Raw genomic sequence first — 14275 nt, 5'->3', positions numbered from 1 at the left:
GCGATGAAGCTTCGCCAGTGCCTGTTCACGGTGAACCGCCCGAGTCGAGATTTTCCAGCAGAGTCACTTCCGGGGCATGACGTAGCCGCTGGCGTGCGGCATCGGCATTCTCATCCGGCACGCTGAGCAGATAAGCGCCTGTCTGCGAGGGACCGCCAACCAGGCGCGCGTGGTTGGCGCGCAGCAGTTCACGCAGTCGCGCTTCACTGGTCTTGGGGTCGAACGTCACGACCAGTAGTTCGCTCTTCGCTGTGGGAGTGCTGAGCGTGTGATACGAGGGCGCACGCTGTTGCAGCCAGGCGCCACCCAGTACGAGCATGAGCACCGCCTGAGCGGCGATCACCCAGGCCACACGGCGATTCCGATGCCACCAGCTCGTGATGGGCGAGGCGATGGCGTTGGCATGTTCATGAGCAACGCGGCGGCGAAGCCGGCGCAGGGCAGGCGTGGCGTCGTTGGCGGCCACATCCTTTGCGTCATAGGCATGCTGCATCGCCCTGAGCCAGGCTATCTCCCGTTGGCATGCCACGCACTCGGCGACGTGTTGCTCGACTTGCGTACGCTCGTCGTCGTCCAGTGTGCCGTTGACCCACCAGGGCAGCAGGCGGTCCACTTCGGCGTGAACCGGCCCTTCGAATTTAATGATGCGGCCATTCATATGGCCTCCCTGCGTGAGGACAGCCACGCCCTGAGTTTGCGTCGCGCATAGAACATGCGCGTTTTGACGGTGTCGACCGGGCAACCCATGATCTCGGCGATTTCGCGGCAGGCGTAGCCGAAGTAGTAGGTAAGTTCCATCACCGTGCGCTGTTCGGTCGAAAGCGTGCTCAGCGCAGCGTCCAGATGCTTGCGCAGCTCCTGCTGCAGCAATACGTCGTCGGGCCCGGCGGCAGAGAGGTCGGCATGGTCGGCGACCTCGTCGTGGATCGCGTCACCCGATCGACGTAATGCCTTTAAAGACTGCCGATAAGCAATCGCCAGGATCCAGGTCGACACCTTGGCGGAATGATTGAAGGTATACGCCTTGCGCCAGACCACCATCATGGTGTCATCGAGAATTTCCTCGATCAGCGTTGGCTGCCTGGTGATGCCGCGAACGAATCGCTGCAGACGTGGGCTATAGAGGCGGTACAGGTCCTCGAACGCAGCCACTTCTTCGGCGGCGACACGGCCGAGCAGCACTGCCTCGTCGTCGTCAGAGACGCCGTTGCTCCACTTGCCCGTGCCTGAATCGCCGCCGTGCATGGCCGCTCCCGGAAACTGGTGCAATGCCCAGGCGTCCATACCCTCGAACGCCATTCTGGTTCAAATGCCTGACGGGGGCCATTCGGGTGGCGTTCCTTTGCTGCCTGGGCGGGTATCCGTGCCTAACGGCACTGGTGGATGCGTTCGGGTTTACGCATCTATGGCGTTCGCATCCGGGGCCGCCCGGGTGTTGTGGGGAGTGCTTGGGAGCCGGCTGGCTTCCTGTCGTTTGACCTTTTCGTGAGAGTTCTGATGAAGCGTGATCTGCCTGTTGGGGGCCGTGTAGCCCGCGTGAAGCGCGGCGCCGCCTGGTGTGCGGCCGTGCTGGCCCTGGGAGCGGCCCTGTCGCCGTGGTCGTTTGCCGTGGCGGCTGACGCCAAACCGGCCGCGGAAGCCGGTGCCGAGAAGAAGTCCGATATCGATCTGCCGCCGTTGCCGGCCGACAAAGCCATCAAGCAGAGCGTGCGGGTGGGTGGGCGTACGGTCTCCTATGAGGCTACGGTGGGCACCATCCCCGTGCGCAATGCCAAGGGCAAGAAGATCGCCGATGTGGTCTACACGGCCTACACGGTGCCCGGTAGCAATCCGAACCGGCCGGTGACCTTCGCGTTCAACGGTGGCCCGGGTGCCTCGTCGGTGTACCTGAACATGGGGGCGATCGGTCCCAAGCGCATTCAGTTCGGCGTCGATGGTGATGCACCGTCCGACAGCGCGACGACCAAGGACAACCCCAACACCTGGCTCGATATGAGCGACCTGGTGTTCATCGATCCGGTAGGCACCGGTTTCTCGCGCTCGCTGGAGGACGAGGATCAGACCAAGAAAGATTTCTATGCCACCGAGGCGGACATCAAATACCTCTCGCGGGTGGTGTACGACTGGCTGGTCAAGCATGGCCGCCTGCGCGCACCGAAGTATGTGATGGGCGAGAGTTACGGCGGCTATCGCGCGCCACGCGTCGCGTATGAATTGCAGACCCACATGGGCGTGGGCGTGAATGGTCTGGTGATGGTGTCGCCGTATCTTGACCCCGCCGCGATTGGCGATGGCGACGCGCTCTCGCCGTTGCCGTGGATGATCAACCTGCCGTCGATGACGGCGGCGCGCCTTGAAGCGCAGGGCAAGCTGACGCCGGCTGCGATGTCGGACGTCGAGAACTATGTGCGCACGCAGTTCGTCACCGATTTCCTGGCGGGGCGTTCCGATCCGGGTGCCATCGGCCGCATGGTGCAGAAGGTGTCGGCTTATACGGGGCTCGATCCGGCGCTGGTGTCCAAGCTCGACGGTCGTGTCGATATCGCTACCTTCCTGCGCGAATTGCACCGCAACGACAAGAAGATCGGCAGCGTGTACGACGCTAACGTGACCGCCTTCGATCCGTTCCCGGGCTCCGCTGAACGCCAGTCGGGTGACCCGATTCTCGAAGCATTGCTCGCCCCCACCACCAGTGCGATGGTGGATTTCGTCACGCGCGAAGTGGGCTGGAAGACGGATGCGCACTACGAGGCGCTGTCGTACACGGTCAACAAGGAGTGGGATCGCGGCAATGCCGACGACAAGCCGGTGGCGGATCTGCGCAAGGCCATCGGCAACGATCACAACATGAAGGTGCTGATCGTGCATGGCTACAACGATCTGTCATGCCCGTTCTTTACCTCGCGGCTGATCATCGACCAGATGCCGACCTTCGGCCAGACCCAGCGGGTGAAGCTGTCGGTGTATCCGGGCGGACACATGTTCTACAGCCGGCCGGAAAGTGCAGCGTCGTTCAAGTCGGATGCGGCGGCGATGTACGGCTCGAAGTAAAGCTTTGACGTTGCGCCAAACGAAAACTGCGCCCTCAGGGCGCAGTTTTTTTATGGACGGCTATAAGTGCTGGATAGCTTCTACTGCGTAACGCCTGCAGGCGGGCGAATGATGAAGCCGCGCGATTTCAGCTTGGCGATATAGCCATCCGGCGCCATCAGCTGCTCCATGGTCAGGATGGCGACTGTACTGCGGTTGCGTACCAGGGCGTGATCCATCGCGTCCATCCACGCATCCTCAATGCGCTTGGGCAGGTCGGGCACATTGAGCTGGTGTTCGAAGTCGCCATTGATGGCGGCGACTACGCAAGGGTCGTAGTGCGTCTGTTGCACCAGGCTCTGCAGGGTCTTCATGTCACCGGTGGCCCAGGCGTTGGCGCGTTGGGTCAGCGCGGGCAGATCACGCTCCACCGTCTGCATGGTTTCGTCCAGGCAGGCGATACCCTGTTTTTGGTCCTGGTCGGCAGTGGTGGCGGGTTTCGCGTGTGTCACCACCAGCTCGTAGCGCACACCGATGACGCGGGTGCCGTGCTTGTGCGCGAGCTTCTCGATCATGCCTTCCAGATCGGTCTGGTCGGTAAGCGCGCTGGCGGTGAGGGCGTCTTGGTACAGCCGCTCCGCCACGATGATGGGGCGCATGTATTCGAGCGCGTCGTCATCCTGCATGTACTGCTTGCGCAGTACGCGCCAGCGCGCATACATATCGGGCGTCAGCAGGCGTTCCAGCGTGCCGCCACCGGGATTGAGCTTGGCGGATGGCAGCAGTGCCAGACGCGAGAACAAGCTGGTGGGCATCTTGAGGCGCGCGGAAGGTGCCTCCAGCAGCTCCTGCGATCGGCCCAGGGCCTTTTCCAGTTGCGTCCACTGCCACTCAGCGTTCTTGGGTAGAGGCGACATCGTGCCGATGATCCACATGACGTGGTCACCTCGACGTACCTCCCAAAGCGCGGGACCCGGTTGCTCGCCATGCACCGTGACCGTCTGCAAATTGACGGCTGTGTCGGGTGTCGGTGCGCCTGGGCTGGTGCTGGCGGACGGCGGGATGGTCTGGGCCCGGGTGCTTGTGGCAACCAGGAGAGCAGCAAGCCATAGGATTCTTTTTGCGTGCATCCGCGAAGCTCCTTATAAGGACGCGACGACTGTCACCCTGCCGGGCAGGTGCCAAGATTGAACAATACCTGTAACCGCGACGCCAGACGCGGTCTCCGGAGGCAGGACCATCTCGCAGGGCCGACCGCACGCTTGTGGACCGGCAGGAGGCGAGGCACCCGCAGCGTGGTTAACGCTCAGAAGACGTGGCGGAGGACCACGTAGAGCAGGCCAGCCAGCACGATCGAGGCGGGCAGGGTCAGCACCCAGGCCATCAACAGGTTGCGCACGGTGGCCCATTGCAGGCCCGACCCGTTCGCCGCCATGGTGCCGGCCACGCCCGAAGTGAGCACGTGGGTGGTGCTGACCGGAAGGTGGTACATGTCGGCGGCCTGGATCAGCCCCATGGCGACCAGCTCGGCCGAAGCGCCCTGCGCATAGGTGAGGTGTTCCTTGCCGATCTTCTCGCCTACCGTCACCACGATGCGTTTCCAGCCCACCATGGTGCCCAGGCCCAGCGCGAGCGCCACCGCCACCTTCACCCAGGGCGGAATGAACTGGATCGCCTGCGTGCCGAGCCCTCGCCAACTGGTAAGCGTGGCCGTCTGCTGCTTGCTGAGGCCAGGTTGAGCAAGCACGAGTGGGATGGCGGAGCTCGCCAGATAGATGTCGTTGCGCACGTTGCCCATCTGCTCCGGAGGTACGGATCGCAGCGACGGACGATTGCCTACCTGGTGATCGATCTCGCCAATCAACAGGGCCAGGGCCGGCGCCGTGGTGGGCAGCAACTGGCGCTGCTGTACCGCCTCGGTGACCAGCTCTCGCGGATTGCCGCTGACCGTCACCGCGCCGCCGAAACCTTGCAGCACTTGCCGCGTCTCCACCGAAACCTCATGGAAGGTTTTGACCTGACCGCCGGAGACCGCGCCATTGAGCGCGTAGGCGGTTGGCACCGTGCCGATCAGGATCAGCATGATCAGACCCATGCCTTTCTGGCCATCGTTGGAGCCATGGCTGTAGCTCACGCCGGTGCAGGTAAGCACCAACAGGGCGCGGATCGGCCACGGCGGCGGGCGCTTGCCCTCCGGTGCACGGTATAGCGCAGGAACTTTCACCAGCGCCTTGAGCAACAGCATCAGCAGGCCCGCCAGCAGGAATCCCGCGATCGGCGAAAAGATCAGTCCGCGGAATACGCCCATGGCCGCATCCCAGTTCACACCGCTGGTGCCCGATTTGGCCGCCAGGAGCTGATTGGCCAGCCCCACGCCGATGATCGAACCGATCAAGGTGTGCGACGACGAATTGGGCAAACCGAAATACCACGTGCCCAGATTCCACAGAATGGCCGCCAGCAGCAGCGCAAACACCATCGCAAAGCCAGCCTGGCTGCCCACTTGCAGGATCAGCTCCACCGGCAGCAGCGACACCACGGTAAAGGCGACCGCGCCCGATGACATCAGCACGCCGAGAAAATTGAAGGTGCCCGACCAGATCACCGCCAGGTTCGGTGGCATCGAGTTGGTGTAGATCACCGTCGCCACCGCATTGGCGGTGTCGTGAAAGCCATTGACGAATTCGAAGCCCAGCGCAATCACCAGCGCGATGCCCAGCAGCACGAACGGGCCGAGGGAATGCACGCGAACGATGGAGAGATCCTGCACCAGATGCATGCCCGCGTAGACCATGCCGATGACGAGGATAGCGCCGAAAACGAGGCCGAATATCCGTCCGGACGATGGCGTGCCAGAGGTGGGCGTGGCGACAGCGGCTTCAGTCTGCATGACATACGCTCCAGGTCGACCCCGGGAAGCAAAACACTTGCGCAAGACAGTCCGGTGACAGCTGACATGCGTGGCGCCCGGCAGGCGGGCGCCACGCCCGTGTTTACAGTTCGCGCATCACCATCAGGCGCACTTCGGTCATATCCTCAATCGCACAGCGAATGCCCTCGCGGCCAATGCCGGAAAGCTTCACGCCACCGTAAGGCATGTTGTCCACGCGGAAGCTCGGCACGTCGTTGACGATCACGCCGCCTTGCTCCAGTTCGTTCCATGCGCGCATGGCATTGGACAGGCTGTCGGTGAAAATGCCTGCCTGCAGGCCGTATTCCGAGTCGTTGACCATGGCGACCACGTCATCAAAGCTGCGGAACGGAGCGAGCAGGGCGAACGGACCGAACGCCTCCTTCCGGTAAGCATCGGCGCTCGCTGGTACGTTCTCCATCAGCGTGGCGTCGAGCATGGCGCCCTGGCGTTTGCCGCCGCACAGGATCTTGCCGCCACCCTTGCGCGCCTCCTCGATCCAGCCATGCAGGCGTTCGGCAGCGGCCTCATCGATCATGGGGCCGAGAAAGGTGTCTTTCTTCTTTGGGTCGCCCGCCTTGAGTTTCTTGACCGCCGTGACCAGACGCTTCTTCAGTTCGTCGTACAGCGATTCGTGCACATAAATGCGTTGCACGCTGATGCAGCTCTGGCCGGATTGATAGAACGCGCCAAACACCAGTCGCTCGATGACACGATCCAGATGCGGCCCCTGATCCGCATCAATGATGCAGGCGGCATTGCCTCCGAGTTCCAGCGTCACCTTCTTGTGGCCCGCGCGCGTCTTGAGATCCCATCCGATCTGGCTGCCGGTGAAGGAGAGCAGCTTGAAGCGCGGATCTTCCACCAACGGGTTGGCATGCTTGCCGTCCAGCGTGAGCACCGAGAACGCGCCCTTGGGCAGATCGGTTTCGGCCAATATCTCGCCGATGATGAGTGCGCCGATGGGCGTGCGTTCCGCCGGCTTGAGCACGAACGGACAGCCCGCCGCGATCGCCGGCGCCACTTTGTGCGCGACCAGGTTCAGCGGAAAATTGAAGGGCGTGATGAAGGACACCGGACCCAGCGGCACACGCTTGGTGTAGCCGTGATAGCCATTCAATCGTTTGGCGATCTCCAGCGTGATGGTTTCGCCGTTGATGCGCACGGCTTCTTCGGCGGCGATGGTGAAGGTTTCGATCAGGCGGGTGACTTCACCGTCGGAGTCCTTGATCGGCTTGCCTGCTTCCACGCACAACGCGTAGGCCAGTTCGTCGCGACGCTCGGTAAAGCGCCGGGCGCAATGCTGCAACACCTGCTGGCGTGCCCATGGCTTGAAGTCGCGCATGGGGCCGGCCGCTTTCACCGCGGCGGCGATGGCTTTCTCCGTGGCCTTGGCATCGGGCACGGCCACGCGCGTGGCGACCTTGCCGCTGTACTTGTCCAGCACATCCATCGTTTCCTTCGAGGTCTGTGGCTGATTGGCGAGATAGTAGGGGTAGCTTTTTGCAAGCATGAAACACTCCGGCGATCAGACGGCTGCGCTCAGCCGGCGGATCTCTTCGTTGAGGATGCGGTGATTGTCCGAGTAGTCGATGGCCAGGTCGATCAGGTGCACGCCGCCGGCATCGAACGCGCGCTTGAGCGTGGGAAGAAACTCGGCGGCGCTGCCGGGGCGATGACCATGCGCACCATGGGCTTCGGCAAATTTCACAAAATCAGGGTTGCCAAACACCATGCCATAGTCGGGATAGCCCATCTCGGCCTGCTTCCAGCGGATCATGCCGTAGGCATCGTCGCGCAGCAGCAGAATCACCAGGTCGAGCTTGAGCCGCACCGCGGTTTCCAGCTCCTGCGCATTCATCATGAAGCCGCCGTCGCCGCAGATGGCCAGCACCTTGCGGTCGGGATACACCATCTTGGCGGCCATGGCCGAGGGTAGGCCTGCGCCCATGGTGGCGAGCGCGTTGTCCAGCAGAATCGTGTTGGGCTGACGTGCGCGGAAGTAGCGCGCGTACCAGATCTTGTACATGCCGTTGTCCAGGCACAGCACGCCGTCATCGGGCATGAACTGGCGCGTGTCGTCCACCACGCGCACCGGGTGCATCGGGAAGCGATCGTCATTGGCGTGATCGCAAAGCTGCGCGAGGAATGCCTCGCGCACGCGATCGAAGAAGGTGAAGTTCCAGTGCGCCTGCGGCTGCAGCGCGTCGGTGAGCCGTTCCACGGTATGCGCGATGTCTCCCACCACCTCGATCTGCGGGAAATAAACCGCGTCCACCTCCGCGCTGGAGAAGTTGATGTGGATCACCGTGCGCCGTCCCTTGCGCATGAGGAACGGTGGCTTCTCCACCACATCGTGACCGACGTTGATGATCACATCCGCGGCGTCGATGGCGCGGTGTACGAAGTCGCCATCCGTCAGTGCCGCATTACCGAGCCACAGTGGGTGGTCCTCATCGACCACCCCCTTGCCCATCTGCGTACTGAAGAAGGGAATGCCCAGCTTATCGATGTAGGCGCGCAAAGCGACCGTGGTGCGTTGGCGGTTGGCGGCGGCGCCGATCATCAAGATGGGATGTTTGGCGCGCGTGATCGCTTCGGCGGCCTGCACCAGCGCCGCTTCATCGGGCGCAGGCCGGCGTGCGTACTCGGTGGGCAGCAGGACAGCGTCTTCGACCGTGTCGCGGGCGATATCTTCGGGTAATTCCAGATGCACCGCGCCGGGGCGTTCTTCTTCGGCCCGGCGGAAGGCTTCGCGTATACGGGCAGGGATGGTCGAAGCCGATACCAGCTGGCGCGTGTACTTGGTCAGCGGCTGCATCATGTCGACCACGTCGACCAGCTGAAACAGGCCCTGCTTGTGCTCGCGAATCGGCTTCTGGCCGGTGATCATCAGCATCGGCATGGCGCCGAGCTGGGCATAGGCGGCCGCAGTGACGAGATTGGTGGCGCCGGGGCCCAGTGTCGACAGGGCGACGCCGGCTTCGCCGGTAAGACGGCCCCAGGTCGCCGCCATGAAACCGGCGGCCTGTTCGTGGCGCGTCACAATCAGGCGGATGGATGACTCGCGCAACGCGTCGACCAGATCCAGATTCTCCTCGCCTGGCACGCCAAAGATACTGTGCACGCCTTCCGCTTCCAGCGCTTTCACAAACAGTGTGGCTGCCTTCATGCCGCGCTCCCGAGGTCAAGACGGGCAGGATGCGATAGGGCTTGTTGAAAGCACGTGAGCCGGGTCGTGGGCGCGTCGTGCGTCTTGCGAGGGTCTATTCGCTTCGCAGCTTCAGCTCGCCATCGGCGAGGCGCGCGCGAAGTGATGAGCCTTCGGGCACGTTCTGGGCGGAGCGCACGACTTTGCCATCGGCATCGAACAGGATGGCGTAGCCGCGATCCAGCGTCGCTAGCGGGCTGATGGCGTGAAGTGCGCGGCCGGTTTGCTGCAGCGTCAGGCGATCGCGTTCGAGCCGCCGCTCGATCGACTGGCGCAACTGTTGCGACAGCCCCGTCAGTTGCCGGCGCAGCAGCATCAGCCGCAGACGAGGATGTTGGGCCAGCAGGCGCGCGTGAACCCGATCGAGTGCAGCACGGCGCCGCTGCGCCTGTTCGCGCTGCAGTCCCCGCATGCGGTGATGCAGATGCATCAGGCGTTCGCGATCGCGCGCAAGACGCGCCTGCGGACGTTGCGCCTGCAGGCGGGCGAGCAGCTGATCCACGCGCTGGATGCGTGATTGCAAGCGGCGCTGTTCCAGCGTGACAAGCCGTTGCTGCAACTGATAGAGGTGGCGGCGCAGTGCATGCGCGTCAGGCACCAGCAATTCGGCCGCGGCGGAAGGCGTGGGGGCACGCAGATCCGCCACGAAGTCGGCAATGCTGAAATCGATCTCGTGACCTACGGCGGAAACCACGGGCACGGCGCTGGCATGGATGGCGCGGGCGACCTGTTCGTCATTGAACGCCCACAGGTCTTCCAGCGAGCCGCCGCCACGGGTGAGCAGCAGCACGTCGTAGCGGCCACTGGCCGAGGCTTTGCGCAGCATCTGCACAATCGCCGGCGGCGCCTCGCGTCCTTGTACCGGAACCGGCAACACATCCACTTCGGCCAATGGCCAGCGGCGTGACATCACACTCAGTACGTCACGGATCGCCGCGCCGGTGGGCGAGGTGATGACGCCGATGCGGCGAGCGTAATGGGGCAGGGCACGCTTGCGCGCCGGATCGAACAGGCCCTCCGCATCCAGACGCGCCTTGAGTTGCTCGAACTCGCGTTGCAAGGCGCCTTCGCCAGCGGGCTCCATGTGTTCGGCCACCAGCTGAAACTCGCCGCGCGGTTCGTACAAACCCACGCGTGCCCGAATCAGCACGTGCATGCCATCGGCGGGGCGGAACTTCAGCCAGCCGCTCTTGGGACGAAACATCGCGCAGCGCACCTGGGCGCCGGCATCCTTCAGCGTGAAGTACAGGTGGCCCGAGGCTGGCCGGGCCACGTTGGACAGCTCGCCTTCGATCCAGATCAGCGGCAGCGCGTCTTCCAGCAGATCGCGCACCAACCGGTTAAGCGAGCTGGGCGTGAGGATCTGCCGCGGCGGGGAGCCGCCTTGATCGGAGCTGTAGTCGTCGGGCGAGCGCATGAGGGCGGGAGCCTAACACGACCGCGCCGCCCTGATTGCTTGCATTACATCCGCTTGCCCGATCAAACACAGCAAGATCGTGAGGCATGGAGTCTAGTCAATTGAAATAAAACAAATTACGAAGATTGGTCAGTGTCGTCGTATTCAGCCTGACGCCGCAGGAAGCGCTGGCGCAGCCGCCACGCGTGCGCGCCAAGGTTCAGCGCAAACCAGGCCGACAGCAGGCCCAGCGGCCAGCCGATGATGGCCGGCCAAACGATGGCCACGACGGCAAACGCGGCCAGCACCAGGGTGCCGATGACCAGCGGGCTGGTGGTCGTGTCGCCAAGCACGCGGCGATCCGTCAGCGCGGCACCAAAGGTGTTGGCCAGGCGCAACGCACCCGCTGCCGCACGGCCGGAACTACCACCCATACGCTGCGGACGGCGCGCGCCTCCGGGCTGTCTTTGTATGTGATCGGCCCGCCGCCCGCGATGGGGCGCGAGCACAATCTCGGTGGCATGGCCCAGATCACGTTCGTATTGCTCGGCCATGCGGCGGGCGAAGTCCACATCTTCGACCGCCACGTCGATTTCGCGGTTGCTGACCCAGCTGGCGAGATTGAGGTTCGACGACCCGACTCGCGCCCACTGCCCATCGGACACAGCTGTCTTCGCGTGCAGCATGCTGCCGTTCCACTCGAACACGCGAATGCCGGCCTTGAGCAAGGGGCGGTAGCCCGAACGCGACATGCCGGCGACCACCGGGATATCACTGCTGCCCGGCACCAGCAGGCGAACGTCCACACCGTCGCGTGCCGCCGCGGCCAGCGCCTGCATGTAGGGCGCCACGCCGACAAAATAGGCATCGGTAAGCCACAGGGTCTTGCGCGCCATGGCGGCAATGAGCTGATCAAGGCGATACATGCCTGCCGTGGCGGGTTGGGTCGCAATAACGCGCAGCGTCACGGCGCCGGCAATGGGGTCAGCCATCGGTGAAGGGAGGGCGGGCAATGGCAAGCCTATGCTGGCCCAGCTCTCTGCGAAGGCGTTTTCCAGTTCGGCCACGGCCGGCCCACGCAGGGCGACGCCGGTGTCGCGCCATGGGGCGACGCCATGGGCCGGATCACCCAGCCACTTCTGGCTGATGCAGACGCCGGAGAGAAAGCCGTGCACGCCATCCACGACCAGCAGCTTGCGATGGTCGCGGCTGATCCAGCCAAGCGGCCTGCCGAATTGCGGCGGGTTGAACGCGCGCACCTGGCCGCCCGCGGCACGCAGGGGCGTCCAGAAGCTGTCGCGCGATTGGCCCTTGCAACCCAGCCAGTCGTACACCACGGCAACGAACACGCCGCGCTCCGCACACTCGATCAGCGCATCGCGAAAGGCGCGGCCTACGTCATCGTCGCGGATGATGTAGTTCTCCAACAGCACGCGATGACGGGCGCCGCGAATAGCGGCAAGCCAGGCATCGAAATGCGCGGCTGCGTCAATCAGCAGATCCGCGGTGTTGCCACCAAGCAGCGGGGCACCCGCGGCCCGGCTCAGCGCCTGTTCGGCGTGCAGTCGGATACGGGCGGGCGCCAGCGATCGCTTCTGATTCATGGCCTGAGTGTAGGGCATGACTTTGGGGGGTCTTCAAGTCATGTTCACTCACATCGTGCCACCAATACGCGCCGCCTCACTTGATCGAGCCGCCCCGATGAACCTTCTGTCATGCTCGCTCCATGTCGCCTGAGCAATGCCATACGGACACCGAAGCCTGCGCACAGCAGATCGCCGATCAGCTCGGCCCGGATCTGCGTGTGGCGGCACCACTGGGGCTGGGCAAGCCGCATGCGCTACTCAATGCGTTGTATCGGCTGACCAAGGCTGACACGTCGCGCTCGCTGGCGCTCTATACGGCGCTGTCACTGACCCGCCCCCATCCGGCGCCGGGACTGGAAGAGCGCTTTCTGTCCCCCTTTATCGAACGGCATTTTGGCGCTGATGCGGTGGACCCTGAGTACGCGATCGACCAGGCGCGCAATCAACTGCCGACGAATGTTGCTGTGCACGAGTTCTACATGCAGTCGGGTGCGCTACTGCATTCCGGCAGCGCGCAACGCAACTACATCAGTCAGAACTACACGCATGTTGCGCGCGATCTCGCCGTACAGGACATCAATCTGCTGGTGCAGCTGGTGGCCAGGCGCGAGACGGCTGAAGGCGTACGCTACAGTCTCTCGTGCAATCCCGACCTGACCCTCGATTTCATTGATCAGGTGGTGCAGTCCGGCAAGACGCGTCCGCTGTGTGTGGCGGTTGTGCACCCCGATTTGCCGTATGTCAGCGGTCACGCGGAAGTCGATCGCGATTACTTCGATATCGAGTTGCGTACCGATGCGGAGGCTCCGCTGTTTGCGCTGCCGCGCCAACCTGTCGATATCGTCGAGTACGCGCTGGGCATGCACGCAAGCGCTCTGGTAAGGGATGGCGGTTGCCTGCAGGTAGGCATCGGCAGCCTTTCCGACGCGCTGGTGCACGCACTACGCTGGCGCCAGCAGGACAATACGCAGTGGCGCCGCGCGCTGGTGGCGCTCGATCCGCGTGGCGGCACGCACGCACTGGCGGCCCGTTTTGGCGGACTTGCGCCGTTGCGTGCGGGCCTCTACGGCGCCAGCGAAATGGTGATGGATGGCTTCATGCACCTTCAGCGTGCCGGCATTCTCAAGCGCCGCGCCTGGGACGATATCGATCTTGAACGTGCCGCGGCCTGTGGCCGGCTGCCTCCGGAGACGCCGGGCGGGCACTATCTGCGCGGCGCGTTCTTTCTTGGTTCCCGCGAGCTGTACGAATGGCTGGCGACGCTGGAGGCCGAGGATCCCGATGCGCTGGACATGTGCCGCGTATCCAACGTCAACCAGCTGTATGGCGACCATCAGGCGCTGGCGGCGCTGCAGCGGCGCGGTGCGCGTTTCTTCAACACGTGCATGATGGCTACCCTGCTGGGCTCGGCCGTGTCCGACGGCCTGGAGAATGGTGAAGTCGTCAGCGGTGTCGGTGGGCAGTACAACTTTGTGGCGATGGCACACGAGCTGACCGATGGTCGTTCCGTGCTCATGTTGCGCTCCACCCGAAACGGGCGCAGTGGCGTGGAAACCAACATCCGCTGGAACTACGGCCACACCACCATCGCACGCCACCTGCGCGATATTTACGTGACCGAGTACGGCGTCGCCGATCTGCGCGGCAAGACGGACAGCGAATGCGTCGAAGCCATGCTGTCCATTGCGGATGCGCGCTTTATCGACGCGTTGTGCGCGGAGGCCAAATCGCACGGCAAGCTGGCGGCGGACTTCCAGGTGCCGGAGCGTTGGCGCAACAACCGTCCGGACTACCTGCGCGAAGCACTGGGTCCGTGGGAAGCCAAAGGTGCCCTGCCTGCGTTTCCTTTTGGCAGCGACTTCTCCGAGGTGGAACAGCGCCTGGTGCCTGCGCTGGACTGGTTGAAATCGCGCAGTACCACGTGGCGTGGCAAAGCGGGTCTGCTGAAAGCGGTATGGCAGCCCGGCCAGCCTGTGGAAGGTGAGGATGAGGCGCTGGCGCGTATGGATTTGTCGAAGCCTGCCGGAATGAATCAGCGCTTGTTGCGCCGCCTGCTGGTGACGGCTTTGCGCCGTACCGGTAGCACGCTGGCTTCATCGGCTCGCGAGGCTTAATTTTCAGGGGCAGGCCAGGCGGCCTGC

10 protein-coding genes are annotated in these 14275 nt (G+C 63.8%); 2 read left to right on the top strand and 8 right to left on the bottom strand.

The annotated features are described in order from the left end of the window. Nucleotides 1–25: 25 nt before the first annotated feature. Together OQE56_RS03810 and OQE56_RS03805 are read right to left on the bottom strand one after the other, a co-directional pair. Nucleotides 26–658: a zf-HC2 domain-containing protein gene (locus tag OQE56_RS03810; protein WP_267221690.1), complete on the bottom strand. Its 633-nt coding sequence runs from the start codon at nt 656–658 to the stop codon at nt 26–28. Then, complete coding sequence (locus tag OQE56_RS03805; protein ID WP_267221688.1) at nt 655–1299, bottom strand: RNA polymerase sigma factor; 645 nt, start codon at nt 1297–1299, stop codon at nt 655–657. The genes OQE56_RS03810 and OQE56_RS03805 overlap by 4 nt, the downstream gene beginning before the upstream one ends. Nucleotides 1300–1497: 198 nt before the next feature. Between OQE56_RS03805 and OQE56_RS03800 the strand changes: the two genes are divergently transcribed. Further along, nucleotides 1498–3051 (top strand): S10 family peptidase, encoded by a 1554-nt coding sequence (locus OQE56_RS03800; protein WP_267221685.1) that lies wholly within the window; start codon nt 1498–1500, stop codon nt 3049–3051. 80 nt (nt 3052–3131) lie between these two features. On the opposite strand, the gene OQE56_RS03795 is transcribed toward OQE56_RS03800, so the two are convergent. From OQE56_RS03795 to OQE56_RS03770, 6 genes are all read right to left on the bottom strand, one after another. Then, complete coding sequence (locus OQE56_RS03795) at nt 3132–4160, bottom strand: TraB/GumN family protein (protein WP_267221683.1); 1029 nt, start codon at nt 4158–4160, stop codon at nt 3132–3134. Nucleotides 4161–4336: 176 nt separating this feature from the next. Beyond that, the gene (locus OQE56_RS03790; RefSeq protein WP_267221681.1) at nt 4337–5920 is read right to left on the bottom strand and encodes an inorganic phosphate transporter; all 1584 of its coding nucleotides are present in this window, start codon (nt 5918–5920) and stop codon (nt 4337–4339) included. A gap of 103 nt (nt 5921–6023) precedes the next feature. Further along, nucleotides 6024–7454: an aldehyde dehydrogenase family protein gene (locus OQE56_RS03785; protein WP_267221679.1), complete on the bottom strand. Its 1431-nt coding sequence runs from the start codon at nt 7452–7454 to the stop codon at nt 6024–6026. A gap of 15 nt (nt 7455–7469) precedes the next feature. Beyond that, on the bottom strand, nt 7470–9113 hold the full coding sequence (locus OQE56_RS03780) for an acetolactate synthase large subunit (protein WP_267221677.1): 1644 nt from the start codon (nt 9111–9113) through the stop codon (nt 7470–7472). 94 nt (nt 9114–9207) lie between these two features. Continuing rightward, a complete protein-coding gene (xseA, locus tag OQE56_RS03775; RefSeq protein WP_267221675.1) occupies nt 9208–10569 on the bottom strand; it encodes an exodeoxyribonuclease VII large subunit in 1362 nt (453 codons plus the stop codon). A gap of 116 nt (nt 10570–10685) precedes the next feature. After that, complete coding sequence (locus OQE56_RS03770; protein ID WP_267221673.1) at nt 10686–12152, bottom strand: phospholipase D-like domain-containing protein; 1467 nt, start codon at nt 12150–12152, stop codon at nt 10686–10688. Nucleotides 12153–12274: 122 nt separating this feature from the next. Between OQE56_RS03770 and OQE56_RS03765 the strand changes: the two genes are divergently transcribed. After that, nucleotides 12275–14248: an acetyl-CoA hydrolase/transferase C-terminal domain-containing protein gene (locus OQE56_RS03765; protein ID WP_267221671.1), complete on the top strand. Its 1974-nt coding sequence runs from the start codon at nt 12275–12277 to the stop codon at nt 14246–14248. Nucleotides 14249–14275: the final 27 nt, after the last annotated feature.

The sequence above is a fragment of the Dyella silvae genome, assembly GCF_026421305.1.
GTDB classification, from domain to species: Bacteria; Pseudomonadota; Gammaproteobacteria; order Xanthomonadales; family Rhodanobacteraceae; genus Dyella; species Dyella silvae.
The sequence above is the reverse complement of the archived record's forward strand: the minus strand, read 5'-3'. Positions and strand labels throughout refer to the sequence as shown.

Bases quoted from the DNA above. Each gene is read 5' to 3' on its own strand.
- OQE56_RS03810 (WP_267221690.1), bottom strand. From the start codon at position 658: ATGAATGGCCGCATCATTAAATTCGAAGGGCCGGTTCACGCCGAAGTG.
- OQE56_RS03805 (WP_267221688.1), bottom strand. From the start codon at position 1,299: ATGGCGTTCGAGGGTATGGACGCCTGGGCATTGCACCAGTTTCCGGGA.
- OQE56_RS03800 (WP_267221685.1), top strand. From the start codon at position 1,498: ATGAAGCGTGATCTGCCTGTTGGGGGCCGTGTAGCCCGCGTGAAGCGC.
- OQE56_RS03795 (WP_267221683.1), bottom strand. From the start codon at position 4,160: ATGCACGCAAAAAGAATCCTATGGCTTGCTGCTCTCCTGGTTGCCACA.
- OQE56_RS03790 (WP_267221681.1), bottom strand. From the start codon at position 5,920: ATGCAGACTGAAGCCGCTGTCGCCACGCCCACCTCTGGCACGCCATCG.
- OQE56_RS03785 (WP_267221679.1), bottom strand. From the start codon at position 7,454: ATGCTTGCAAAAAGCTACCCCTACTATCTCGCCAATCAGCCACAGACC.
- OQE56_RS03780 (WP_267221677.1), bottom strand. From the start codon at position 9,113: ATGAAGGCAGCCACACTGTTTGTGAAAGCGCTGGAAGCGGAAGGCGTG.
- xseA (WP_267221675.1), bottom strand. From the start codon at position 10,569: ATGCGCTCGCCCGACGACTACAGCTCCGATCAAGGCGGCTCCCCGCCG.
- OQE56_RS03770 (WP_267221673.1), bottom strand. From the start codon at position 12,152: ATGAATCAGAAGCGATCGCTGGCGCCCGCCCGTATCCGACTGCACGCC.
- OQE56_RS03765 (WP_267221671.1), top strand. From the start codon at position 12,275: ATGTCGCCTGAGCAATGCCATACGGACACCGAAGCCTGCGCACAGCAG.